Source organism: Rhizobium sp. 05L419 (assembly GCF_056397845.1).
The window spans coordinates 76,372-99,449 of record NZ_JBFTOF010000013.1 but is presented as its reverse complement, the minus strand read 5'-3'; the positions used below and the strand labels follow the sequence as shown (position 1 = coordinate 99,449).

The window sequence follows — 23,078 nt, the reverse complement described above, 5'->3', positions numbered from 1 at the left end:
GCACGTCTGCGCCGTGAAAAGGGTCTCTATGTGGGAGGATTGGTAGCGTAAGCCACGACCGCTGGTGCGCGCCAAAGACAAAAAATATCACGTTTGGCATCCTCGGCCAGCAGAACCCCAGGTTCTGCATTTTCATGCCGAACGAACTTTACGATCAGTGCCCGGCGGCGGGAGCCGCTTCCGCGGAGACCGCTTCGGCCCCGTCGCCGCCCTCCGCAGGCTTCTCTTCCTTGGCCTTGCTTTTTTCAGCCTTGGCCCCGCCCTCGGTCGCGGCGACGGCGATCGGATCGATACAATCCGAGTAATCCTTGAACGACGCGTTGAGCGCGGTGATCTCGTCTTCCGGCAGATCGATCCGCTCGCCGAAGAACAGTCCGTTCGACGCAGCCGTTCCGTCGTAGTAGCGCGCGCTATAGGTCTTTCCCTCCAGGCTTTCCACCACCGCATCGGGATGCGGGATATAGACGACGTCGGCGCCGATCGCCCGCCCCCTGATGTCGGAACGCAGCGTTGGCCCGTTGGCATCCAGAACCACGACTTGGACGAGGTCCGGCTTCTGCGCATCGTAGATGGCCTTCGCCACCCTGAGCGCGGTCTTCACGCGGGTCACGCCATCCGTCGGCTCGGTCTTGATATACTTGCGGATCCAGGTCCGGTTCTGCTTTTTGATGGTGACGAGATTGACGTCGGTGCATGCGGCTCCGTTCACGGTCTCTGCTGAGGGACCGAGGATATTGTCCTTGCCGATATACAGTGCTGCACCGCCGGAAACGCCCGTAAGAAGGGCTACTCCGCCGATGATCAACACCAATTTCCGGGAAGGCCGGAAGATGCGCAGTAAGGCCTTCACGCCAACTGCTCCGCCATCAAGAAACTCCAACGCGATATAATTGCGTTCGACGCTAGAGAAATGACGTTTCTGAATACTTAAATCGCGACCGCAACTTTGCGTCAGTGTGGGCTTAGTACCAAAAAAGGTCCAGTCTTTCCGGATGCTTGCCATTGCGCTTGCGGCCATGCTCTAACAGCGCATGGCCTTCACTCTTCGTCAGATTCAGTATTTCATAGCCGTTGCCGAACAGGGCTCGGTAACGCGTGCCGCGCAGAACCTATCGATCTCGCAATCTTCGGTTACAGAGGCCCTGAAGGAGCTTGAAACCGATCTCGGCGTGGAGCTTTTCGACCGGCACCCGCGCGGACTGACGATCACTCACAACGGCCACCAGTTTCTGCGCCATGCCACGAAGATCCTGGCGAGCGTTTCCGACGCACGCGGCAGCTTCTCCGGCAAGCAGAATGAACTTTCGGGCAAGCTCAATATTGGCGTCACCTCGCTGGTCGCCGGCTACGTGCTCTCCGACCTTCTGGCCCGCTACCGCCGCGCCTGCCCCGGCGTCGAGATCAGCGCCATCGAGGACAATGGCGGCTATCTCGAACATCTGCTGGTCGGCGGCGAACTGGACGTAGCTGTCATGGTCATATCGAACCTTCGCGACCGCATGGCCCTGCAGGCCGAAATCCTCGAGACATCGCCCTATCGCCTCTGGTTGCCGATGGGCCATCCCCTGGTTTCGGCCGACATCATCTCGGTTGCCGACATCGGCCGCGAGCCTCTGATCATGCTGACGGTCGATGAAATCGAGGAGAATACGGGCAAGCTGCTTTCGGCACTTGGCGCCCGCCCGCATGTCGCCTTCCGCACCCGATCCGTGGAAGCGGTGCGCAGCCTTGTTGCAACCGGCGCCGGCGTGGCACTGCTGCCCGATCTTGTTTATCGACCCTGGTCGCTGGAAGGCGACCGCATCGAAAGCCGCGACGTCTCCGGCTCCCTGCCTGTCGTCCAGGTCGGCATGGTCTGGCGCAAAGGCTCCAGCCTGCCACAGGCGGCGCGCGATTTCGTCGGAATTGCCGAAGCGATGCGCTCCGGCCGCCCTCGCTGATGTAAGGCGGTATCGGAACTTCCGATACCGCCTTTCTGATAAATGAATTTGCGAAAGCGACCGTTTCGCGTCACCTTTTCCGCTGGGAACAAAACGCCACACAAGTGGCATCCAACCGGGAGACAGACGATGAAGCATCTTCTGAAATCGTGCACGGTTGCGCTCGCGAGCCTGAGCTTCGTGACGCAGGTTGCAGCGGCCGAACCACTGAAGGCATTGGGCAAGGGCGAAGGTGCGGTGAGCATTGTGGCCTGGGCCGGCTATGTCGAGCGCGGCGAAAGCGACAAGAACTACGACTGGGTTACCTCCTTCGAAAAGGAGACCGGCTGCAAGGTCTCCGTAAAGACCGCCGCAACCTCCGACGAAATGGTCTCGCTGATGAACGAAGGCGGTTTTGACCTCGTCACCGCCTCGGGCGACGCCTCGCTCCGCCTCGTTGCCGGCAAGCGCGTCCAGCCGATCAACACCGATCTGATCCCGAGCTTCAAGAACGTCGATCCGCGCCTGCAGAATGCGCCGTGGAACACGGTATCAGGCGTTCACTACGGCGTTCCCTATCTCTGGGGACCGAACGTCCTGATGTACAACACCGACGCCTTCAAGGACAAGGCGCCGAGCAGCTGGAACGTCGTCTTCGAAGAGCAGTCGCTGCCGGACGGCAAGTCCAACAAGGGCCGCGTCCAGGCTTATGACGGCCCGATCTATATCGCCGACGCCGCGCTTTACCTGATGGCCCATAAGCCTGAACTCGGCATCAAGGATCCCTACGAGCTCAACGAAGACCAGTACAAGGCGGCGCTCGACCTGCTGCGCGGCCAGCGCAAGCTCGTCTCGCGCTATTGGCACGATGCGATGATCCAGATCGACGACTTCAAGAACGAGGGCGTGGTCGCCTCGGGCTCCTGGCCGTTCCAGGTCAACCTGATGCAGGCAGACAAGCAGAAGATCGCCTCGACCTTCCCTCAGGAAGGGGTGACCGGCTGGGCTGATACCACCATGCTGCATGCCGAGAGCGAGCATCCGAACTGCGCCTACATGTGGATGGAGCATTCGCTGCAGGCCAAGGTACAGGGCGACGCCGCCGCCTGGTTCGGCGCCGTCCCGTCGGTGCCGGCCGCCTGCAAGGGCAACGAGCTGATGACCGACACCGGCTGCGCAACAAACGGCTACGACCACTTCGACAAGATCAAGTTCTGGAGAACGCCAACGGCGAAGTGCACGACGGAGAGCGAATGCGTGCCCTACCACCGCTGGGTATCGGACTACATCGGCGTGATCGGCGGCAGATGACCCAAGCGTTTCCCCTTCTCCCCTCGGGGAGAAGGTGGCCCCGAGGGGCCGGATGAGGGGGTGGTACGATAGATGCTGTCCTTCGCTTGCCGCCTCAAGACACGCGTCGCTGACGCTCCTCGTCCCCCACATCTGCCCCAACGGGCATCTTCTCCCCGCCGGGGAGAAGAGAGAACTCGACTGCAAACCATACCGGAGCCCCGAAAATGACCCCCGCCGTCCGTTTCCAGCAGCTCTCGCGCCACTTCGGTGAGGTTCGCGCCGTCGACAGCGTCGATCTCGAGATCGCACCCGGCGAATTCTTTGCGATGCTCGGTCCCTCCGGCTCCGGCAAGACCACATGCCTGCGCCTGATCGCCGGCTTTGAGCAGCCGACCTCGGGCCACATCCAGATCTTCGGCGAGACGGCCGAGGGCGTTCCGCCCTACCGCCGCAACGTCAACACGGTCTTTCAGGACTATGCCCTCTTCCCGCACCTGAATATCGTCGACAACGTCGCCTACGGGCTGATGGTCAAGGGTATCGGTAAGGCGGAGCGCACCAAGGCAGCAGAGCAGGCGCTTGAGCTGGTGAAGCTTCCCGGCTACGGCGCCCGCAAGCCGGGCCAGCTCTCCGGCGGCCAGCGGCAGCGCGTGGCGCTCGCCCGGGCGCTGGTCAACAAGCCGAAGGTGCTGCTGCTCGACGAACCGCTCGGCGCGCTGGATCTGAAGCTGCGCGAGCAGATGCAGGAAGAGCTGAAGAGCCTTCAGCGCGCGCTCGGCATCACCTTCGTCTTCGTTACCCACGATCAGGGCGAGGCGCTTTCCATGGCTGACCGTGTCGCCGTCTTCAACAATGGCGGGATCGTCCAGGAAGGAACTCCGCAGGATATCTACCGCCGCCCGAAGACCCGCTTCGTGGCCGATTTCGTCGGCTCCTCGAATGTGATTGCGCCCGACATGATGGGCTCCCTCGGCGGCGAAAAACGCTGGGCAAGCCTGCGCCCCGAAGCCATCCGGCTTGCCGGCGACGGCATCGAATCCACGGTCGAGCACTCGAGTTTCCTTGGTGCTGCAACACGCCTGACCGTCGCCATCCAAGGCAATCGACTGCACGTCATGCTGCCCGCGGGCGCCACGGTGCCCGACGTCGGCGCCAGCGTGCGCCTCGCCTGGCAGCCTCTCGACGTACACTACATGGACGACGCAGCATGACCGCCCTGGCGCTCACCAAACCGGACATCGCCACCTCGATCCTGCCCGGACGCGGCGGCTTCTTCGGCAGGCTGTCTGACGCCTTCTGGCGCCATCCGAAGCTGTTGCTGTTCCTGATGCTGACCCCGCCGCTGCTCTGGCTCGGCATCATCTATATCGGCTCGCTGATCGCTCTGCTGCTGCAGAGCTTCTTCTCGATCGACGATTTCTCCGGCCTCGTGAACTACGAGTTCACGCTCGCCACCTATGCGCAGCTGCTGAGCCCGACGAACTTCGACATCATCGTCCGCACCGTGCTGATGGCGGCACTCGTAACGCTCGCCTCCGCCGTCGTCGCCTTCCCCATCGCCTATTATGCGGCACGCTACGCCCAGGGAAAATGGAAGGCGCTGTTTTATCTCGGCATCATGCTGCCGCTCTGGTCGAGCTACCTCGTCAAGATCTATGCCTGGAAGCTGATCCTCGCCAAGGAAGGCATCCTCACCTGGATCTTCTCAAAGCTCCACCTCTCCTGGCTCCTCGACGGCATCCTCAACCTGCCCGTCGTCGGCGGCAGCTCGCTGTCGGTGAGCTATATCGGCACCTTCCTCGTCTTCGTCTATGTCTGGCTGCCCTACATGATCTTGCCGACGCAGGCAGCGCTGGAACGCGTGCAGGGAAACCTGATCGAAGCCTCCGCCGACCTCGGCGCGACGCCAAGCCAGACCTTCCGAACCGTGCTGTTTCCGCTGGCGCTTCCCGGCATCGTCGCCGGCTCGATCTTCACCTTCTCGCTGACACTCGGCGATTACATCATCCCGCAGATCATCGGCTCGTCGCGTCTGTTCATCGGCCAGGCCGTCTATGCGCAACAAGGCACGGCCGGGAATGTACCGCTCGCAGCCGCCTTCTCCGTCGTGCCGATCGTCATCATGGCCATCTATCTCTGGCTGGCCAAAAAACAGGGAGCCTTCGATGCGCTCTGACCGTGGACAACGCTCTCCTCTCCTCTTGAAGACCGCTGCCGCCGGCGGGCTGCTCTTCCTGCACCTGCCGATCCTGCTGATCTTCGTCTATGCCTTCACGACGGAGGAGAAGAGCTATCAGTGGCCACCCCCGGGTCTCACCCTGCGGTGGTTCCCCATCGCCTGGAACCGACCGGACGTCTGGGCGGCACTCGGCCTCTCGGTGCAGGTCGCCGTCATCGCCACGGCGATTGCGCTGGTGCTCGGCACGCTCTGCGCGGCTGCCGTTAGCCAGACCAAATTCTTCGGCCGCGAGGCGATCTCGCTGCTGGTCATTCTGCCGATCGCCCTCCCCGGCATCATCACGGGTATTGCGCTGCGCTCGGCCTTCAGCCTGTTCGACATTCCGTTCTCGGTCTGGACGATCGTGCTCGGCCACGCCACCTTCTGCGTCGTGGTGGTCTACAACAACGCAGTTGCCCGCTTCCGCCGCACGCAGGGCTCGCTGATCGAAGCCTCGATGGACCTCGGCGCAGACGGCTTCCAGACCTTCCGGCATGTCATCCTGCCGAATATCGGGACGGCGCTTCTGGCCGGCGGCATGCTGGCCTTTGCGCTTTCGTTCGACGAAGTCATCGTCACCACCTTTACCGGCGGCCAGCAATCCACCTTGCCGATCTGGATGCTGGAAGAGCTCATCCGCCCCCGCCAGCGCCCTGTCACCAATGTGGTCGCCATGGTCGTCGTGCTCGTCACTTTCCTGCCGATCCTGGCAGCCTACTACCTCACGCGCGACGGCGACCAGATCGCCGGAGCCGGCAAATAACCCAGTGCGGGATGCGGATAAGTGTAAAGAGCGGTTTTCCGCCCGCATCCCACCTGATCAACGACAAGGGAGAACATCATGGACACCACTATGCTGATTGGATCCCGCTTCGAAGCGGGCACGGAGATGGAGGAGCTCGTCCTGAACCCGAAGACGGGCGAGACGGTGCTGAAGCTCCCGGAAGCCTCGCTCGGTCAGATCGACAACGCGGTCGATGCGGCCGAAAAGGCCTTCAGGAGCTGGTCTCAGACGACACCCGGCGAACGCTCCGGTTATCTCCTGAAGATCGCCGATGCGATCGAGAAGGACGCGGCAGGCTTCGCTGCGCTCGAGGCGCTCAACTGCGGCAAGCCGATCAATGCCGTGCTCAATGACGAAATCCCGGCGATCGTCGATTGCTACCGCTTCTTTGCCGGCGCCGTCCGCAACCTGCACGGCCCTGTCGCCGGCGAATATCTGCCCGGCCACACCTCGATGATCAGGCGCGACGCCATCGGCATCGTCGGTTCGATCGCACCCTGGAACTACCCGCTGATGATGATGGCCTGGAAGCTTGCGCCTGCGATAGCCGGCGGCAACACCGTCGTCTTCAAGCCCTCCGAACAGACGCCGCTGACGGCGTTGAAGATGGCGAAGCTGCTTTCCGAAATCCTGCCCGAGGGCGTCGTCAACGTCATCCTCGGCCGCGGCGACAGCGTCGGCAATGCCCTCATCAACCACCCGAAGATCGCGATGCTCTCCATCACCGGCGATGTCGCCACCGGCAAGAAGGTGCTGCAGGCAGCAGCCAAGACCGTCAAGCGCACCCATCTTGAACTCGGCGGCAAGGCCCCGGTCATCGTCTTCGACGATGCCGACATCGATGCGGTCGTCTCGGGCATCCGCACCTTCGGCTACTACAATGCCGGCCAGGACTGCACCGCCGCTTGCCGCATCTATGCCGACGCCAAGGTCTACGACAAATTCGTCGCAGACCTCTCCTCGGCGGTCTCCTCGATCAGGTTCAACCAGGCAGACGACACCGAAAACGAGATCGGCCCGCTGATCTCCAAGCGCCAGCGCGACCGCGTCGAGAGCTTCGTCGCCCGTGCCTCCGAACACAAGCACATGGAAATCACCACCGGCGGCAAAGTCTCGGGCGACAAGGGCTTCTTTTATGCACCGACGGTTGTTGCCGGTGCCACGCAGGACGACGAGATCGTCCGCCGCGAGGTCTTCGGTCCCGTTGTGTCGGTCACCCGTTTCACCGATGTCGAGGATGCCGTCACCTGGGCCAACGACAGCGACTACGGCCTCGCCTCCTCGGTCTGGACGAAGGATATCAGCCGCGGCATGAAGACGGCCGCCCGCCTGCAATATGGCTGCACCTGGATCAACACCCACTTCATGCTCACCAACGAAATGCCGCATGGCGGCCTGAAGCAATCAGGCTACGGCAAGGACATGTCCGTTTACGCACTGGAAGACTACACGGCCGTTCGGCACGTGATGATCAATCACGGCTGAAGCCGACCTGCCGTCTTGAAACCTGGCGCCGCCACGCACAAACCGTGGCGGCGCCATCGAATGCTTCCAGCCTCGCTGCGCCCCTGGGTCATTTGACATGGAACAATGTCGCCCGCCCCGCGTCTTCTTAGGCGTTCAACACAGGGGAAGATGTCATGCTGAAGTGGGCACTCATATTTTTCGTGATTTCTTTGATCGCCGGCTTCCTGGGTTTCTCAGGCGTGTCAGCCGCCACGGCGACAATTGCGCGCGTTCTCTTCTTCATCGCGCTGGTGATCTTCGTGATCTTCCTCGTCCTCGCCCTGATGGCCGGCCAGGCGGTTCTATGAACTGATCCGGCGCTGCAAGCCCATCGATACATCACCTTGCGGCCAAATAGCTCACAGCAGGCTCGCCCCGACGTTGATTGCCAGCGCCAGGATCGTGGTATTGAAGAGGAATGACAGCACCGAATGCAGCAGCGTCAGTTTTCGCATCGTCGTTGTCGTGGTCGATACGTCAGCGGTCTGGGAAGCGACGCCGATCGTGAACGAGTAGTAGAGAAAATCCCAGTAAATGGGCTCGTCCACCGCATCGGGAAACCTCAGCCCTCCGGCAGCATCCTCGCCGCCATAATATCGGTGCGCGTAGTGCACCGTGAAGAGTGTGTGCAGGAAAACCCATGAAATCAGGATCGTGACGATCGCCGCGCCGGCTCTTGCGAGCGCCGCGCCCGGCGCGGCCTCCTTCACGGAATGCAGTTCGAGCCCGATGCCGGCAATGCTGGCGAGTGCCGCGGCTATCGACAGCGACAACAGCAGGGAATCGGAGAAATCGAGATCTTCGGCACGCTTCCTGATGCTCTCCACGGTTGCCCGCAGCATTCGCCGCCAGGTGATGGCAACAAAGGCGAGCGCTGCCACGTTCCACCCGCCAAGCAGGTTGCTGGCATTGAACTCCCGCGTCGTCAGGAGCAGAAAGACAAGCAGCCCGGCCACCAGCGCCACGATGAACACCGCGTGCTTGCGCGCCAACTGGATGAAGCGGCTTTTCCCGCCGTTCGTATCGTCCGCCATCGATTGCTCCGCTGATCCGAGATCGCCTTTGATATCAGCTCGATACCAGCAAGAGCAACATGACCTCAGCCCGTCCAGCCGCCGTCGACGACGTGGATCTGGCCGGTTGTGAAGCCCGCTTCGTCTCCCGCAAGGTAGGTGACCAGCGCGGCGATCTCCTCCGGCGTTGCGATCCGGCCCATCGGTTGGCGACCGATGAAATCGCTMAGCGCCTTCTCGTAGTCGCCGGTGGCGCGAAGCCGGTCATGCAGCGAGGGGCTATCCACGGTACCGGGGCAGATAGCGTTGGCACGAATGCCCCGCGCCACGAAATCGGAAGCGATCGATTTGGTCAGCCCGATCACGGCGGCTTTGGAGGCGCTGTAGGCAAAACGGTTCGGCACGCCCTTCACGCTGGAGGCCACAGACGCCATGTTGACGATCGAGCCCTTTCCTTTGTCCAGCATGCCGGGCAGGAAGGTGCGGCAGGTCGTGTACATTGCCTTGGCGTTGAGATTGAACGAAAAGTCCCAGTCTTTCTCCTCGCACTCGAGAATCGTCCCGGCATGGACGAAGCCGGCGCAATTGAACAGCACGTCGATCGGTCCGACCTCCGCTGCGAAGGCCCGCACCGCGTCGCCGTCCAGCGCATTCAGGACATGCTTGTCAGCGCCGTCGAGCGTCGAAAGCGTCGCCTCGTTAATGTCGGTCGCATAGACATGCGCGCCGAGCGAGATGAAGCGCTCCGCACTGGCGCGGCCGATACCCTGGCCGGCCGCCGTTATGACGACCTTCTTGCCTTGCAAACCGTGGCTCATGATTCCTCCTCGCGATTGAAGCGCTTGCGGCGCACCCATTCATATGCAAACATTATATTCAGAATGCCGTCAATCATATTGTCCGGAGCAACCCGCAGTGCGAGGTGAAAGGGTCTATCGACCTTCCGCCCTATGCCGCACGTCGATCGCGCTCACATGAAAGCCGGCATCAATGGGAGGAACCGCATGCTCTTCGATACACACCTGCATATCGTCGACAGGAATAACCTAGACTATCCCTGGCTATCCGATGCCGGCGCGCTCGACCGCGACAATCTCTACGAAGACTATGCGCGCGATGCGCTCCGCTGCGGAATTTCCAACGTCTTTCACATGGAGGTGGACGTCGCGCCCGGGCGCATCGACGACGAAACTGCCTACATCAAGGAGATCAGCCGCAGGCCGGGAAGCCTGGTGCGCGGCGCAATCGCCGCCTGCCGGCCGGAAGAGCATGGCTTTGCCGCCCATCTGGAACGCTCGCTCGCCGATCCCTTTGTCAAGGGCTTTCGCCGCGTGCTGCATGTCGCGCCCGACGACACGTCCGGCCAGCCGCTGTTTCGCGAGAACATCAAGCGCCTGTCCGGCACGCGGATGACCTTCGATCTCTGCGTTTTGCCGCATCAGTTCGAGCGCATCACGAGGCTGGTCGACATAAACCCGGACGTCCGCTTCATCCTCGATCACTGCGCCAACCCGCCGATCAAGGATGGCATGAGCGATATCTGGCGCACGGGCATCACCGAATTCGCCCGTCGCCCGAACGTGACGGCAAAAATCTCCGGCATCATCGCCTATGGCGATCTCGACAGCTGGTCGGTGGAGAGCCTGCGTCCCTATGTCGAGCACACGATCGGAAGCTTCGGCTGGGACCGCGTCGTCTGGGGCAGTGACTGGCCGGTCTGCACGCTGGGCGGCGGGCTGACGCCATGGGTCGCCGCCACCCATGCGCTGACGGCGGGCTGCAGCGCAGAAGAGCGCGACAAGCTCTACCAGGCAAACGCCAAACGCATCTGGTCCACCTGAGAGGTGAGAGGGGCGATGGTCCGCTCCAGCCCCTCTCCCTTTCTCATTCCGACCCTTGTGGCGGGAATCCAGCCGACGCGCGTCTGGGCGGCGAGAGGCTGTTCCCGCGTGTTGTGAAGGGGCCAGCGCCGGCGCGCGGTAGCTGGATGCCTGTGACAAGCGCAGGTATGAGGATGGAGGAGGTCTCGCGCTCAATTCAAGCGAACCGGCCATGCAAAAAAGGGCAGCGCCATCGGCACCGCCCTATCCTCATTCCAGCGCTCGCGAACCTCAGGCGGCTGCGAGCTGCAGTTCCTTCTGAACCATGGTGCGCAGCGTGCCGAGGTCCTTGGCGAAAGCGCGGATGCCTTCGGCAAGCTTTTCGGTCGCCATCGCATCTTCGTTCATCATCCAGCGGAAGGTCTTTTCATCGACCTTGATCTTCGCGGCTGGCTTGGTGATTTCGGGCGAAAGCTTCCGCTCGAGTTTGCCCTGATCGTTGGCAAGCTCGTCGAGCAGGTTCGGCGCGATCGTCAGGCGATCGCACCCGGCCAGTGCCTCGATCTCGCCGGCGCTGCGGAACGATGCGCCCATGACAATCGTCTTGATATCGTTTGCTTTGTAGTAGTTGTAGATGTCGCGGACGGAGACAACACCCGGATCTTCCTCAGGCGTGTAGTCCTTGCCGGTCGACTTCTTGTACCAGTCGAGGATGCGGCCGACGAAAGGCGAGATCAGGAACACCTTGGCATCGGCGCAGGCGACGGCCTGGGCCTTCGAGAAGAGAAGCGTCAGGTTGCAGTCGATGCCTTCCTTCTGCAGCACTTCGGCGGCGCGGATGCCTTCCCACGTGGAAGCGAGCTTGATGAGGATGCGATCCTTCTCGATGCCGCGCTCCTTGTAGGCCGCGATGATGGACCGCGCCTTGGCAAGCGAGGCTTCGGTGTCGAAGGAAAGATCCGCATCGACTTCGGTCGAGACGCGACCCGGAACGAGCTTCACGAGAGCGGCGCCGACGGAGATCGCCAGACGGTCGGCAACCGCCGACGATACGGCTTCCGGATTGCCACCCTGCTTCTTGCCCCAGGCAACCGCTTCCTTGATCGCGTCGGCAAACATCGGCGTGCCGAGCGCCTTGAGGACGATGCTCGGGTTGGTCGTGCAATCGACCGGCTTCAGGCGGGCAACGGCTTCGATGTCGCCGGTATCGGCAACGACCGTGGTAATCTCGCGGAGTTGGTCAAGCTTGGATGTCATGATCGATAGTCCTTTTGACTTGAGCTGCGAACCGGTGCGAATTGCGCCCGGGAAAAGAGGTGATCTACAGACGGTCAGTCTGTATGCACGTGAAATTGGCGCGTCGTCCACAGTTAGACCGCATAAGGGGACGGCTCTGTTGTTCTCGCCTCGGGCATGAAACGACCGAACAGGCGCGGGCCTTCCAGCCCACGGCGCAAACGCCGGTTGTGACCTCCTGCATGCCCACACATTTCCTCCTCGTGGCACGAGAACGACTTCTCGATGAGATTATCGCTAGTCCCACCCGGATATGTCAAGGACATTTGTGCATTTCAATTGACATAAGTGTCACACCCGTCATTATCGGCGGAACAATCAATCTGTCCTGACTTCAAGAGTAGATCTAGGGCGCAATTCGCTTCGGAGGAGATGTGGTAAAGCTCAAACGGGGCACGCATACGGCTTATTCCGAAGCGTCGTCGCTAAGGTTGCGCGCGGCATGGCTCTACTACAATCAGGGCCTGACCCAGAAGGATGTCGCCGAACAGCTCGGCATCAGCCGTACGACGGTCATCCGTCTGCTCGACGAGGCTATGAAGCGCAGCGAGGTTCAGATCTGGATCAACGATTCGATCGACGACTGCGTCGAGCTCTCCGTCAAGCTGGAGCGGGCCTATCGCCTCGACGAGGCAATCGTCGTACCGGCGCCGCCAAGCAGCGATGCCAACGCATTGGCAAAGAGCGTCGGCCTGGCGCTCGGCCAGTTCCTCTCAGAAGCCATCCCCGACAACTATACCATCGGCGTCGGCTGGGGCCGCACGATGACGGCCTCGCTGTCCAGCTTCCGCCCGCCGCGCCGCGACAATTGCAAAATCGTCTCCTTGCTCGGCGGCATCGTCGCCGTCCATCAGACCAATCCGATCGACTATACCTGGCGGCTTGCCAATCAGCTCGGTGCCGAATGCTATATGTTCCTGGCGCCGCTGCTGGTCGATTCCGTCGAGACCAAGCGCAACCTTATCGAGAAGTGCGGCCTTGATGCGATCTATCGGCTTGCCGAAACGCTGGATCTCGCCATCGTCAGCTGCGGCGACATCGGCCCCCACTCGACCTCTCTGTCCGAGGGCTGGATCTCCAAGGCGGAATTGCAGCAACTGATCGACGCCGGCTGCGTCTGCGACACCATGTTCAACTTCCTCGACAAGGACGGCAACACGGTCGACCACTCGATCAACAGCCGCGTCATGTCGGTCGATCTCGATACCCTGAAGAGGGCAAGGCACATCGTGCTCTCCTCCGGCGGCGCCCACCGCGCCGTCGCCATCCGCGCGACTATCCGGCGCATTGGCTGCAACACGCTGATCACCGACGAGAGCGCGGCCAAGGCATTGCTGGAACTGGCGGAGGCGGCTTAGCAACTTCGGCATGAACCACCTGCCACCCCTCCTGTCGGGGAGAAGTGGCGGAGCGACCGCGAGGCGACGAGGGGTATGCGACGCAAACGGCCGAGCAACGCGAGGACGGGTGTGTGCCCCAGACAGATCGGGCGTGTCATCAGAACCATCATTAATGGTTGACCCGATCCGCTGACGCTGGCAGGCAATCCTTGGGATGCGTAAGGACACTGGAGCAAACGATGGATCAGACACTTTTCATCAGCCTGTGCAAGGCCGGTAAGTTTAAGGATGCGCTCGGCCTCGCTATCCAAGGTCGCGAGAACGAAAAATTCACGCCGAGCCGCTTCTCGATGGACAAGAAGACCGGACTGCCAATCTTCTACCGCGGCAACAAGCGGGTGGAGCCGGACGCGACGGGTGAGTGGCAACTGGCAAAAAACACGAAACTATAGGGGCAGCTTCTCGGCGTGACCCCGCTGACCGACGCTTGTTGGTGCCAAGGAGCTACTGAAACTGGCGAAAGCGGCTGGGGAGAAGAGACAGTCGGCGGCACCCCGATCCCTGGGTCCCCACAAGCCCTAGGCCTGCCCCGATTCCCACCCCAGCATCGCCCGCTTGCGCGTCAGTCCCCAGTGGTAGCCGGTCAGCGCGCCGCTCTTGCCGAGCGCCCGGTGGCACGGCACCACAAAGGAAATCGGGTTTGCGCCAACCGCGGCACCGACCGCACGCATCGCCGTCGGCCTTCCGATATCCTTGGCGATGTCGCTGTAAGTCACCGCCTTGCCGAAGGGGATCTTCAGGAGGCTTTCCCAGACCCGCACCTGAAAATCCGTGCCGATCAGGACGACACGCAACGGCTGATCCGATGTCCATCTGCCGGGCTCGAATATCCTCTCGGCATAGGGCAGCGTCGCCTGCCGGTCCTCGACATAACACGCGTTCGGCCAGCGGCAGGTCATGTCTTCGAGGCAGGCGGCTTCGTCGCCGATATCGCTGAAGGCAAGGCCCGCCAGACCGCGATCGGTCACCATCACCAGCGCCACGCCGAAGGGAGATTGATGGAAGCCGTAGCGGATGATCAGCCCGCCCCCCCGCGCCTTCCACTCGCCGGGCGACATCGCCTCATGCGTGACGAACAGGTCGTGCAGCCGGCTCGGGCCGGAGAGGCCGACCTCGATCGAGGTCTCCAATAGCGGCAATTCCTCCTGGCGCAGCAGCCGCTTGGCATGGTCGAGCGTCACCGCCTGCAGGAAGGCCTTGGGTGAGAGACCGGCCCAGCGCGTGAACGTCTTCTGAAGCTGCGTCGGCGACTGGTTCAGCCGCGCGGCGATCGTCTCCAGCGAGGGCTGGTCTCGATAGTCCTCGGTAATCAGTTCGATGACCTGGCGAACGGTCTCGTAGTCGGGACCATCCGGCGTAATGTCGTGGTTCAGGTTGGCTATCATGTTCATGATCTTTCTCCTTGTACCAAGGAGATAGTCAAGTGGCCTGCCGCAAACCACCCGATTCTTGTCCGGTCGTATGAGCAGGATCAGATCCGCTGCTTGACGGTCGCCAGAGCACCCTTGAACGCCTTGGCAAAGCTCTCGCGGTCATCGGGATTGAGGAAGGAGCCGACATCGGTGCCCCGTCCCTCGCCGGATATATGCATCGACAGGATGCCGATTTCCTGATGGCGGCGCACGAAGAAGCGGGTCCAGAAGGGATTGAAATGGTGCTCGATCATGCGGCCAGAGGGCGCGAACTTGCGCACGGAAATATCCGTGCGCGACACAGTCACCTCCTCCCGCACCCGGGCGGAGCGGTAGTTCAGCCAGAACGCACCGTAGAGCAGCAGGAAATCGAGCCCGAAGAAGAAGCCGATCGGCCAGGCGCCGGTCACGATGAAGAACATTCCGTACATCAAGCACACGCCGCCCGTCAGCAGCAGAAGCACCTTGAAACCCTTGCGGCCCAGAGACCTGTAGGGGAAGAGTTCGGCTGCGAAAACAGGCTGTTCGTTGGCTCTGTCGGCGTTGCTTTCCATCATGGCTGACGAGTATAGATTTTCCATGCCCAATCCGAAACTCAAATCCTTAGCCACATTGTCGCAGAACTCGAAAGTGATCGTCCGCCGCAAGAAGCCGGCAACGGTCCGTTCGATCTACTCCGAGGCCGAGCGCGAGGAAATCTTCCGCCGCTTTTCCATCCAGCGTCCCGAACCGAGGGGCGAGCTGGAACACTCCAATCCCTTCACGCTGGTCGTCGCAGTGGCCCTTTCCGCACAGGCGACGGATGCCGGCGTCAACAAGGCGACGCGCGCCCTTTTCAAGGCCGCCGACACGCCCGAAAAAATGCTGGCGCTCGGCGAGGATCGGGTGCGCGACTACATCAAGACGATCGGCCTCTACCGCAACAAGGCGAAGAACGTCATTGCGCTCTCGCAGATGCTGGTCGACGTCTTCGGCGGCGTGGTGCCGCAAACCCGCGACGAACTGGTCATGCTCCCGGGCGTCGGGCGCAAGACTGCCAATGTCGTGCTATCCATGGCCTTCGGCCACGCGACAATGGCGGTCGATACCCATATCTTCCGCATCGCCAACCGTATCAAGCTGGCACCCGGCAAGACGCCTGATGAAGTGGAGGAGCGCCTGATGAAGGTGATCCCCAGGCACTACCTCTACCATGCCCACCACTGGCTGATCCTGCACGGGCGCTACACCTGCAAGGCCCGTCGGCCGGAATGCGAGCGCTGCGTCATCGCCGACATCTGCAAGTCGCCGGAAAAGAGCTGCGACGTGCCAGCGCCGCTGGTTGAACTACCGCCGCAGGTGATCGGCGAGGCCGTCGAGTAAGGCTGCAATCGCCTGCTCGTACGGACCCCGCTCGCCCCCGGCGGCGATTGCGATTGCAGCCCTGTCGAAGGCGGCAGACACAAGAGCGGTCAATGGCTCCAGCATCGGTCCGGCGCCCGGCAGATAGTCCTCCAGGCCGCGGCGCAGCGTTGCCTCGGCATTTTCCTGATCGATACTCCCGGCTTCGAATGGACCGAGTACGGCCGGCGCCTCAAGAAGCAGCAACTGCGCGCGGCCATTTTCCGCCATTGCGCCGAAATAGGCGCTCGCACCGTCGAGCAGTGCCTGCCGGGGCGACGCCGAACCCGAGGAACGGGCTTCGATCGCCTCTGCGACTGCGGCGGCCTCCTGACCAATGACAGCACGAAAGAGTGCCTTCTTATCCTCGAAATGATGATAGAGCGCGCCGCGGGTGACACCCGCCGCCGCCACGATATCGGGCGTGGCCGTCTCTGCGTATCCTCTTTCGACGAAAAGCAGCCGCGCCGCCTCCAGCAACGCCTGCCTGGTCTGTTCGGTCCGCTCGCGGTTGCTCCGGCTCATGGCTTCTCACTTTACATACATACTGCACGTATGATAATTATTAAAAACATGCAGACTGTATGTAATTTTCAGGATGAGGGAAAGAGATGAAATCGACAAGCTATTACCCGGTCATCATGACAGCCGACGTTGCGGGCGCCGCGGCCTTCTATTGCACGCACTTCCGCTTCCAGCCCCTCTTCACCAGCGACTGGTACGTCCACCTGCAATCCAGGGAGGACGAGCATGTCACCCTGGCCATTCTCGATGGCAACCATGAGACAATCCCGAGCATCGCCCGTGGCAGGGTCTCGGGATTGCTGCTGAACTTCGAGGTGGACGATGTCGACAGCGTCTACGAGGCCTGCCGCAGCGGCGGCCTGCCTATCCTCAAGGAGATCTGCGACGAAGACTTCGGCCAGCGACACTTCATCACCGCCGACCCGAACGGGGTCCTGATCGACATCATCAAGCCGATCCCGCCAAGCACCGACTATGCCGCGCTGTACGAGGGCTCGGCCCTGCCGGCGTGAACGTCAGCCGCGCGAGACCCCGGGATCGCCGCGCGAGACCAGCTTGTGAAGATGCACCATCATCCCGGCGGCAAAAAGCGGGGTCAGCAGGTTGACGATCGGAACCGCCAGGAAGGCGGCGATCACCAGCCCGGCAAGGAAGACGGTGGAGCCGTGCTTGGCGCGAAACAGCCGCGCCTCCTGCGGCGAGCGGAACCGCATGGCGGCGAACTCGAAGAATTCGCGCCCGAGCAAGTATCCGTTCACAAGGAAGAATGCGATCAGGTTGACCCCCGGAATGAAGAGGAGGAAGAGCGCGACGATGTTTCCGACGATGACGACGCCCAGGAATTTAAGGGAGCTTGCGATGGCAGGCCCCAGAGGCATTGCCGTGCCGGGCGGATCGGAGGGGTAGTCGCGCTTCTCGACCACCTCTGCAACGTCGTCCAGAAAGAGGCCCGCAATCAGCGCGGTGACCGGCGAGAGCAGCAATGCCAGCGCGAGCGCAAGCCCGATGCCGGCCCCGATCGCCAGCACGAAGCCCAGCCAGCCAGCCCAATCCGGCATGGCCGGAAAGAAACCGGCGATCCACGGAAACACGAACGACAGGAAGGCGCTGCGCAACGCCAGCCACAGCGCGAGCAGGACGAGTAGTGTCAATCCCAATACCTTCCAGAAGACCGAACGCGTTTCCCGCGCAAACAGATTGGCAGCAGACAGGCGGGCAGCTTGAAAGATCATTGAGCGTCTCCGGTTGTATCTCCGATGTAGGAACATGAAGTTTGAACGGCAAGGCTGAAATAAATTGGCAGAATGAACGCAAATCTTGTCGGAAAACCTATACTAATATATAGTCATCTATCATGTGAAATTGCTTGAGCCTGAGACGCAGCTTCCGGAATAGTTGCAAACGGCAGGATTGCCCTCGCGGATCCGAGAAACTCTTCCGGGAAGATCAGGACGGCTGCCGTGGAAGACTTTGTTCACAAGCTTCGACAATACGCGAAGTCCGGCACACCGGCCGAGCGGCGCATTGCGAAATATTTCACCGAACATCTGAACGACCTGCCGTTCGAAACGGCAGCTTCCGTCGCCGACCGGCTGGATTTGAGCCCGATGACAGTCGGACGCTTTCTGCGGGCTCTCGGCTACCAGGGTCTCGACAGCGTCAAGTTTCAGATTCGTGAAACCTCGGCCGTTTCGGCAACCCAGATGCAGGCGTCGATGACTGAACTGCAAACCGATGCGTCGGACGGCAAGCCGCTTGCGGTTCTGGTCTCAGAACAGATCCAGGGCCTGCACCACATCTACCATCTAACCGGCCAGCCGCAATGGAGCGAAGCCGTCTCGATGATCGGAGCGGCTCGCGAAGTTTTCGTTGCGACGCACGCAGCCCTTTCGGGTTTTGCCGCGCATTTCTGCCAGCAATTGACCCAGGCCCGCGACGGCGTCCATGCGCTGAATGGCACAGGTAGCCGTTTTGCCGAGCTCTTCGCGCGGTTGAACGGAAACGAAGCACTTGTGGTCATCATTGACAGCCGCCGCTTCGGCAAGGCTCGCCTGCTGGCGCGCACCGCAAGACGCTACGGATACAAGGTCATATTGATAACGGCCCAAAGCACCAACTGGATGCCGGATCAGGCCAATCTCATTCTTCCCCTGCCCGCGCCCCGGGCGGGCGATGTCGACAACCTGCCGCCATTGATGGCTCTGCTCGACTGCCTGTCCACGGCCGCCGTCGCAGCCGCGGGGGAAGAGGCAACGCTGCGCACCCGGCGGATGGCCGAATTCGCCATCATGCTCGGCGAAGGCATCGGCGGCTGAGGCACCACGAAGCACGTCACCCCGAATGATTGGCAACGGCGGCGCATGATTAATAGGCAACGAGGTATGACATATGGGGGATTCTACCTCCAGTGCTGCCCATCGACGGCCCTTGTTGACTAATTCATACCTAAGCGGCTATAGGTAAATCAATAGCCAGTGGGGTATGACTCCCGAATGCCGAATGCTCACGATGTGCTTTTCAGAACACTCGCCGATCCGACTCGGAGGGCTCTCTTCGAACGACTGTGCCGTGAAGGAGAAAAGACGGTCGGAGCACTGACGGCTCAGGCCGGGGTCTCACAACCGGTCGTCTCGAAGCATCTCGCAGTTCTGAAGCAGGCAGGCCTGGTGCGCGACCGCCACGAGGGCCGCAACACGCACTATAGCGCACAGCTAGGTGCCCTGGGCCCGCTGATCGACTGGACAAGCCAGATGGCAGGATTCTGGCAAAGCCGGTTCGACGACCTCGAAGACCTACTCAAAAGGATGGACCAATGAGCGATACCGCGACCGAAATGCTCTCAGTTGTTGTAGAACGGGAAATCCCTTATCCACCGGAGAAGATCTGGCGCGCGCTTACCCAACCACACCTGATCGAGGAGTGGCTGATGAAGAACGACTTCAAGCCTGTCGTGGACCACCGTTTCAATCTCAGCGCGGAATGGGGCGGCGTCGAGTGTCAGGTTTTGGAAGTCGAGCCGAGCAAGACACTGTCCTACACCTGGGGCGACCGTCATCTCAAGAGTATCGTCACCTGGACGCTTACCTCTACCGGCAACGGAACTCATCTGCGTATGGAACAGTCGGGATTTCGCCCGGATCAGCCGAGGTACTATCAGGGCGCCAAGGGCGGGTGGCCGCAGTTCTTCGCCAACCTGGAGCGGGTCCTGGCGCGGATCGACTGAAGTCTGTCACCAAATAGGAGAGGACAATGACCGGCAACACACCCAAGAAGGTCGCCGCGACACAGATCCTAGTGCGGCCGACCCTCCTCGCAGGCGGCAATCCTCAGATCGCCAAAGCCGACGGCGACGCCCCGGTGCAGGCCTACATCGCCGCGATGCCGGGCTGGAAGAGCAACCTCGGCAAGCGCCTGGACACGCTCGTCGTGCGCAACGTGCCCAACGTGCGCAAGGCCGTGAGGTGGAACTCGCCATTTTACGGCATCGAGGACCAGGGATGGTTCCTGACGTTCCATGTCCTCACTCACTGCGTCAAGGTGACCTTCTTCCTGGGCATGTCACTGCAACCAGTCCCGCCTGGTGGAACGGTGCGCAGCAAGGACGCGCGCTGGATCGACCTCCGCCAAGACGACCAGCTCGACGAGGCGCAGATGGCCGATTGGGTCAGGCAAGCGGCCGCATTGCCGGGCTGGGCTCCCTAGCCAACCCGCTCCACTCTGTTGCTGCACCAGCGCCAACGCGGCTTTGGCCTATCGACAGCAGTCAATACCTTCGCAAGACACAGAAATGGCCAACGAGGTGCCGACACCATGAAAAAGACCGAGACCAGCAACGCCGAGTCCCCTTCTCTGCTGATCGACGCGCGCATCAAGGACCTTGACGATTGGAGAGGCAAGACGCTCGCCCATGTCCGCGCGCTCATCAAAGAGGCTCTCCCAGAGGTGGTCGAGGAGTGGAAGTGGCGAGGCGTTCCCGTTTGGTATCAGGACGGAATGATCTGCACCGGCGAGACCTACAAGAGCGCCGTCAAGCTGACGTTTGCCAAGGGCGCCTCGCTCAAGGACCCTCGGAACTGTTCAACTCCAGCCTTGAAGGCAACACCAGGCGCGCTATCGATATCCATGAGGATGACGAGATAGACGAGGATGCGCTCAAGGCGCTCGTAAGCGCCGCCGCAGCCCTGAACAGCTCATCGGCTCGATAGCCGCCGAACCGCGCGTGCGCTCACTCCATCGCTTCCAGTTCGGCACGGTGGCGATACATCGCCAGAAGCCGACGGTAATCCCGATCGTAAACCGCCCGCTTTCCCGCATCGGGGGCGCGCACCTCGCCACCGGGGTACATCGCAAGGCCCGCGGCAGGCAGATCCTCGTGCAGGCCGCACGCCACCGATGCGGCCATGGCCGTGCCGAGCAGAACGGCTTCGTTCATCTTCGGCACCACCACCTTGCAGCCCGTGGCGTCCGAGTAGAGCTCCATCAGGACGGGGTTTTTCACATGCCCGCCTGCGACATGAAGCGTGTCGGGGACATAGCCGTATTCCTTCATCTGCTCGAGGATGTGGCGAACCCCGAGCGCGATCGCAACGGCGGTCCGCCAGTAGAGCGCACAGAGCCCGTCGAAGGACGTGTCGAGCGTCAGTCCGCTGATGGCGCCGACTGCATGGGGGTCGGCAAGCGGCGAGCGGTTGCCGTGAAAATCGGGCAGCACGAAGATGCGGGCGCCGAATTCGTCCCCTTCCTCGGCGCGAAGTTGCGCGATACGGGAGACGATTTTCTGATGCAGCGCGGCCGTCGGTTCGCCGCCGGCCGCATGCATCCGGACGATATGATCGAGCAGTGCACCGGTTGCCGACTGGCCGGCCTCGACGAGCCAGAAGTCGGGAAAGACCGCTTCGTAATATGGCCCCCACATGCCGTGGCTTGGCTTTCGCTCGCGTGAAAACGACACGATGCAGCTCGACGTGCCGGCAATAAGCGCCAGTTGCCGCTCCAGCCTGCGCGGGTCGTGCGCATCGCCGCCAAGCGTGCCGAGTGCGCCGGCATAGGCATCGATCATCCCTGCTGACACATGGCAGGCCGTCGTCAGACCCAGTGCCGAGGCCGCCTCCTGCGTCAGCGTCCCGACACTGTCGCCGACCGGCACGGTGTCGTCGGGCAGTCGCCCGCGCTCCTGCAGATCGGCAAGCCCGATCTGTTCGAGGAAATCCGGCTGCCATGCCCTTTCCAGATGCGCCAGATAGTTCCACTTTGCCGTCAGCGTGCAGCGCGAGCGCGCAAGCGCGCCGGTTGCCTTCCAGGTCATGAAATCCGCAAGATCGAAGAGATAGCCGGTATTCATCCAAGTGCCGGGCAGCTTCGTCTTCAGCCACATCAGCTTCGGCATTTCCATTTCCGGCGACATGAAATGCCCGGAATGCTCCAATACGGGATGCTTCGTCGCAGTGCAGAAATCGGCTTCCTTGAGCGCCCGGTGGTCGAGCCAGACGATGGTATCGAACCGCCTCTCGCCCCCGGTCGAGACACTGATCTGACCGCCGTCGACGTCGCGAACGACGAGCGAGCACGTGGCATCGAAGCCGACGGCGCCGACCGACTCGGGCGCTGCACCCGACTGCTCCATCGCCTTGCGCACCGCAATGCAGACGGCGGACCAGATGTCTTCGGAATCGTGCTCGGCATGATTTTCGCGCGGGCGGTTCATGATGATCGCGTGTTCCGCCTTGCCCAACAGCTGGCCATCGGCGTCGAACACGCCGGCGCGCGCACTGCCCGTGCCGATATCGACGGCGACCACATGCTTCGGCATTAAAGGCGCATCCCGTCCTGCTTATGCTTTCGGACAAGGTGTATCAAATCCGGCATCGCGTCAAACACGGCGTCTGGCGAAAGCCGGTCAAGTTCAGCGCGATAGCCGGCAAAATTGGCGTGCGAGCCGCCAGTGAAGGCAAAGACCGTCATGCCGGCCGCCTTGGCAGCTTCGATCCCGGCGGGACTGTCCTCGATGACCACGCAGTTGGCCGGGTCGACATGCATTTCGCGCGCCGCATGCAAGAACAGGTCCGGTGCCGGCTTGCCGTTCTTGACCATCGTTGCGCTGAAGATATCTGGCAGCCGGTCGATCAATCCCGTCACCGTCAGCGACAGGCGGATACGTTCCACCTGGCTGGACGACGCGACGCAGCAGCGGATGCCGATCCCGTCGATCGTCGCGGCAATCCCCTCGATCGGCTTCAACTCGTTGCGCAAGCGCGCATAGAGATCCGTGCGGATCTGGTCGAGGAATTCCTGGCCGGGATGAACGTTGTACTCGTTCTTCATCGCATCGATGACTGTCGCAAGGCTCCGCCCGAGGAAACGGCCATAGACCTCCTCCTCGGTGATCGGCACGGCGAGATCGTTCATAGCCTTCACGAGGACGCCGACCGAAATCGGCTCGCTATCGACCAGCACGCCATCGCAATCGAAAATAACCAGCCGTGTTTCAGCGTCACCCATGGCAGACCCAATCG

The 23,078-nt window shown here is 61.7% G+C and carries 26 protein-coding genes and 1 pseudogene; 17 read left to right on the top strand and 10 right to left on the bottom strand.

Features of this window, described 5'->3' with window-relative positions; all coding sequences use genetic code 11:
- Positions 1–154 precede the first annotated feature (154 nt).
- Positions 155–850, bottom strand: a complete 696-nt coding sequence (locus tag AC1DMK_RS17620) for a hypothetical protein (protein WP_477860786.1) — start codon at positions 848–850, stop codon at positions 155–157.
- A 181-nt stretch (positions 851–1,031) separates the two neighbouring features.
- Between AC1DMK_RS17620 and AC1DMK_RS17615 the strand changes: the two genes are divergently transcribed.
- The 7 genes from AC1DMK_RS17615 to AC1DMK_RS17585 all read left to right on the top strand — a co-directional run bounded on the left by AC1DMK_RS17615 (position 1,032) and on the right by AC1DMK_RS17585 (position 8,028).
- The gene (locus tag AC1DMK_RS17615) at positions 1,032–1,940 is read left to right on the top strand and encodes a LysR family transcriptional regulator (protein ID WP_037069767.1); all 909 of its coding nucleotides are present in this window, start codon (positions 1,032–1,034) and stop codon (positions 1,938–1,940) included.
- Between the two features lie 129 nt (positions 1,941–2,069).
- Positions 2,070–3,230 (top strand): ABC transporter substrate-binding protein, encoded by a 1,161-nt coding sequence (locus AC1DMK_RS17610; RefSeq protein WP_037069770.1) that lies wholly within the window; start codon positions 2,070–2,072, stop codon positions 3,228–3,230.
- Between the two features lie 206 nt (positions 3,231–3,436).
- Positions 3,437–4,423 carry an ABC transporter ATP-binding protein gene (locus AC1DMK_RS17605; RefSeq protein ID WP_037069773.1) on the top strand — a complete coding sequence of 329 codons (987 nt, stop codon included), beginning with the start codon at positions 3,437–3,439 and terminating at the stop codon, positions 4,421–4,423.
- Positions 4,420–5,388, top strand: a complete 969-nt coding sequence (locus tag AC1DMK_RS17600) for an ABC transporter permease (RefSeq protein WP_477860707.1) — start codon at positions 4,420–4,422, stop codon at positions 5,386–5,388. The genes AC1DMK_RS17605 and AC1DMK_RS17600 overlap by 4 nt, the downstream gene beginning before the upstream one ends.
- Positions 5,378–6,193, top strand: a complete 816-nt coding sequence (locus AC1DMK_RS17595; protein WP_037069778.1) for an ABC transporter permease — start codon at positions 5,378–5,380, stop codon at positions 6,191–6,193. Before AC1DMK_RS17600 ends, AC1DMK_RS17595 begins: the two co-directional genes overlap by 11 nt.
- A gap of 78 nt (positions 6,194–6,271) precedes the next feature.
- Positions 6,272–7,699, top strand: a complete 1,428-nt coding sequence (locus AC1DMK_RS17590; protein WP_477860704.1) for a gamma-aminobutyraldehyde dehydrogenase — start codon at positions 6,272–6,274, stop codon at positions 7,697–7,699.
- A gap of 155 nt (positions 7,700–7,854) precedes the next feature.
- Complete coding sequence (locus AC1DMK_RS17585) at positions 7,855–8,028, top strand: DUF1328 domain-containing protein (protein ID WP_037069783.1); 174 nt, start codon at positions 7,855–7,857, stop codon at positions 8,026–8,028.
- 51 nt (positions 8,029–8,079) lie between these two features.
- On the opposite strand, the gene AC1DMK_RS17580 is transcribed toward AC1DMK_RS17585, so the two are convergent.
- Positions 8,080–8,754 carry a DUF1345 domain-containing protein gene (locus AC1DMK_RS17580; protein WP_037069786.1) on the bottom strand — a complete coding sequence of 225 codons (675 nt, stop codon included), beginning with the start codon at positions 8,752–8,754 and terminating at the stop codon, positions 8,080–8,082.
- A gap of 65 nt (positions 8,755–8,819) precedes the next feature.
- Positions 8,820–9,551 carry an SDR family oxidoreductase gene (locus AC1DMK_RS17575; protein WP_037069788.1) on the bottom strand — a complete coding sequence of 244 codons (732 nt, stop codon included), beginning with the start codon at positions 9,549–9,551 and terminating at the stop codon, positions 8,820–8,822.
- A gap of 186 nt (positions 9,552–9,737) precedes the next feature.
- On the opposite strand from AC1DMK_RS17575, the gene AC1DMK_RS17570 reads away from it, so the two are divergent.
- Positions 9,738–10,574 (top strand): amidohydrolase family protein, encoded by an 837-nt coding sequence (locus AC1DMK_RS17570; protein WP_477860701.1) that lies wholly within the window; start codon positions 9,738–9,740, stop codon positions 10,572–10,574.
- Positions 10,575–10,844: 270 nt separating this feature from the next.
- Here the strand turns inward: AC1DMK_RS17570 and tal are convergent, their stop codons facing one another.
- Positions 10,845–11,810, bottom strand: a complete 966-nt coding sequence (gene tal / locus AC1DMK_RS17565; RefSeq protein WP_037069790.1) for a transaldolase — start codon at positions 11,808–11,810, stop codon at positions 10,845–10,847.
- 413 nt (positions 11,811–12,223) lie between these two features.
- On the opposite strand from tal, the gene AC1DMK_RS17560 reads away from it, so the two are divergent.
- Together AC1DMK_RS17560 and AC1DMK_RS17555 are read left to right on the top strand one after the other, a co-directional pair.
- Positions 12,224–13,207 carry a sugar-binding transcriptional regulator gene (locus AC1DMK_RS17560; protein ID WP_037069791.1) on the top strand — a complete coding sequence of 328 codons (984 nt, stop codon included), beginning with the start codon at positions 12,224–12,226 and terminating at the stop codon, positions 13,205–13,207.
- A gap of 221 nt (positions 13,208–13,428) precedes the next feature.
- A complete protein-coding gene (locus tag AC1DMK_RS17555; protein ID WP_477860698.1) occupies positions 13,429–13,641 on the top strand; it encodes a hypothetical protein in 213 nt (70 codons plus the stop codon).
- Between the two features lie 126 nt (positions 13,642–13,767).
- Here AC1DMK_RS17555 and AC1DMK_RS17550 read toward each other — a convergent pair whose 3' ends face one another.
- Both AC1DMK_RS17550 and AC1DMK_RS17545 read right to left on the bottom strand, forming a co-directional pair.
- The gene (locus AC1DMK_RS17550; protein WP_477860696.1) at positions 13,768–14,640 is read right to left on the bottom strand and encodes a methylated-DNA--[protein]-cysteine S-methyltransferase; all 873 of its coding nucleotides are present in this window, start codon (positions 14,638–14,640) and stop codon (positions 13,768–13,770) included.
- An 80-nt stretch (positions 14,641–14,720) separates the two neighbouring features.
- Positions 14,721–15,218 carry a DUF2244 domain-containing protein gene (locus AC1DMK_RS17545; RefSeq protein ID WP_477860784.1) on the bottom strand — a complete coding sequence of 166 codons (498 nt, stop codon included), beginning with the start codon at positions 15,216–15,218 and terminating at the stop codon, positions 14,721–14,723.
- A gap of 22 nt (positions 15,219–15,240) precedes the next feature.
- Here AC1DMK_RS17545 and nth point away from each other — a divergent pair, with 22 nt between their 5' ends.
- Positions 15,241–16,023, top strand: coding sequence for an endonuclease III (gene nth / locus AC1DMK_RS17540; RefSeq protein WP_037069804.1), 783 nt, complete (start codon positions 15,241–15,243; stop codon positions 16,021–16,023).
- Here nth and AC1DMK_RS17535 read toward each other — a convergent pair.
- Complete coding sequence (locus AC1DMK_RS17535; protein ID WP_477860694.1) at positions 15,988–16,566, bottom strand: TetR family transcriptional regulator; 579 nt, start codon at positions 16,564–16,566, stop codon at positions 15,988–15,990. The two genes, nth and AC1DMK_RS17535, sit on opposite strands and share 36 nt — an antisense overlap.
- 86 nt (positions 16,567–16,652) lie before the next feature.
- Between AC1DMK_RS17535 and AC1DMK_RS17530 the strand changes: the two genes are divergently transcribed.
- A complete protein-coding gene (locus AC1DMK_RS17530; protein WP_477860692.1) occupies positions 16,653–17,078 on the top strand; it encodes a VOC family protein in 426 nt (141 codons plus the stop codon).
- Between the two features lie 3 nt (positions 17,079–17,081).
- On the opposite strand, the gene AC1DMK_RS17525 is transcribed toward AC1DMK_RS17530, so the two are convergent.
- Positions 17,082–17,798: a sulfate transporter family protein gene (locus AC1DMK_RS17525; protein WP_477860690.1), complete on the bottom strand. Its 717-nt coding sequence runs from the start codon at positions 17,796–17,798 to the stop codon at positions 17,082–17,084.
- 228 nt (positions 17,799–18,026) lie between these two features.
- Here AC1DMK_RS17525 and AC1DMK_RS17520 point away from each other — a divergent pair, with 228 nt between their 5' ends.
- The 5 genes and pseudogenes from AC1DMK_RS17520 (at position 18,027) to AC1DMK_RS17500 (ending at position 20,771) form a co-directional block, all read left to right on the top strand.
- Positions 18,027–18,881, top strand: coding sequence for a MurR/RpiR family transcriptional regulator (locus AC1DMK_RS17520; protein ID WP_037069818.1), 855 nt, complete (start codon positions 18,027–18,029; stop codon positions 18,879–18,881).
- A 177-nt stretch (positions 18,882–19,058) separates the two neighbouring features.
- Entirely contained in the window at positions 19,059–19,382 is a 324-nt protein-coding gene (locus AC1DMK_RS17515; protein WP_037069823.1) for a metalloregulator ArsR/SmtB family transcription factor, read from the top strand.
- Entirely contained in the window at positions 19,379–19,789 is a 411-nt protein-coding gene (locus AC1DMK_RS17510; RefSeq protein WP_477860687.1) for an SRPBCC family protein, read from the top strand. Before AC1DMK_RS17515 ends, AC1DMK_RS17510 begins: the two co-directional genes overlap by 4 nt.
- 26 nt (positions 19,790–19,815) lie before the next feature.
- Complete coding sequence (locus tag AC1DMK_RS17505; protein WP_477860685.1) at positions 19,816–20,268, top strand: DUF1801 domain-containing protein; 453 nt, start codon at positions 19,816–19,818, stop codon at positions 20,266–20,268.
- Between the two features lie 108 nt (positions 20,269–20,376).
- A pseudogene (locus tag AC1DMK_RS17500) lies at positions 20,377–20,771 on the top strand (DUF1801 domain-containing protein).
- Between the two features lie 20 nt (positions 20,772–20,791).
- Here the strand turns inward: AC1DMK_RS17500 and AC1DMK_RS17495 are convergent.
- Both AC1DMK_RS17495 and AC1DMK_RS17490 read right to left on the bottom strand, forming a co-directional pair.
- Complete coding sequence (locus AC1DMK_RS17495; protein WP_037069832.1) at positions 20,792–22,375, bottom strand: FGGY-family carbohydrate kinase; 1,584 nt, start codon at positions 22,373–22,375, stop codon at positions 20,792–20,794.
- Positions 22,375–23,064 carry an HAD family hydrolase gene (locus AC1DMK_RS17490; RefSeq protein WP_477860683.1) on the bottom strand — a complete coding sequence of 230 codons (690 nt, stop codon included), beginning with the start codon at positions 23,062–23,064 and terminating at the stop codon, positions 22,375–22,377. The genes AC1DMK_RS17495 and AC1DMK_RS17490 overlap by 1 nt, the downstream gene beginning before the upstream one ends.
- Between the last annotated feature and the right edge of the window lie 14 nt (positions 23,065–23,078).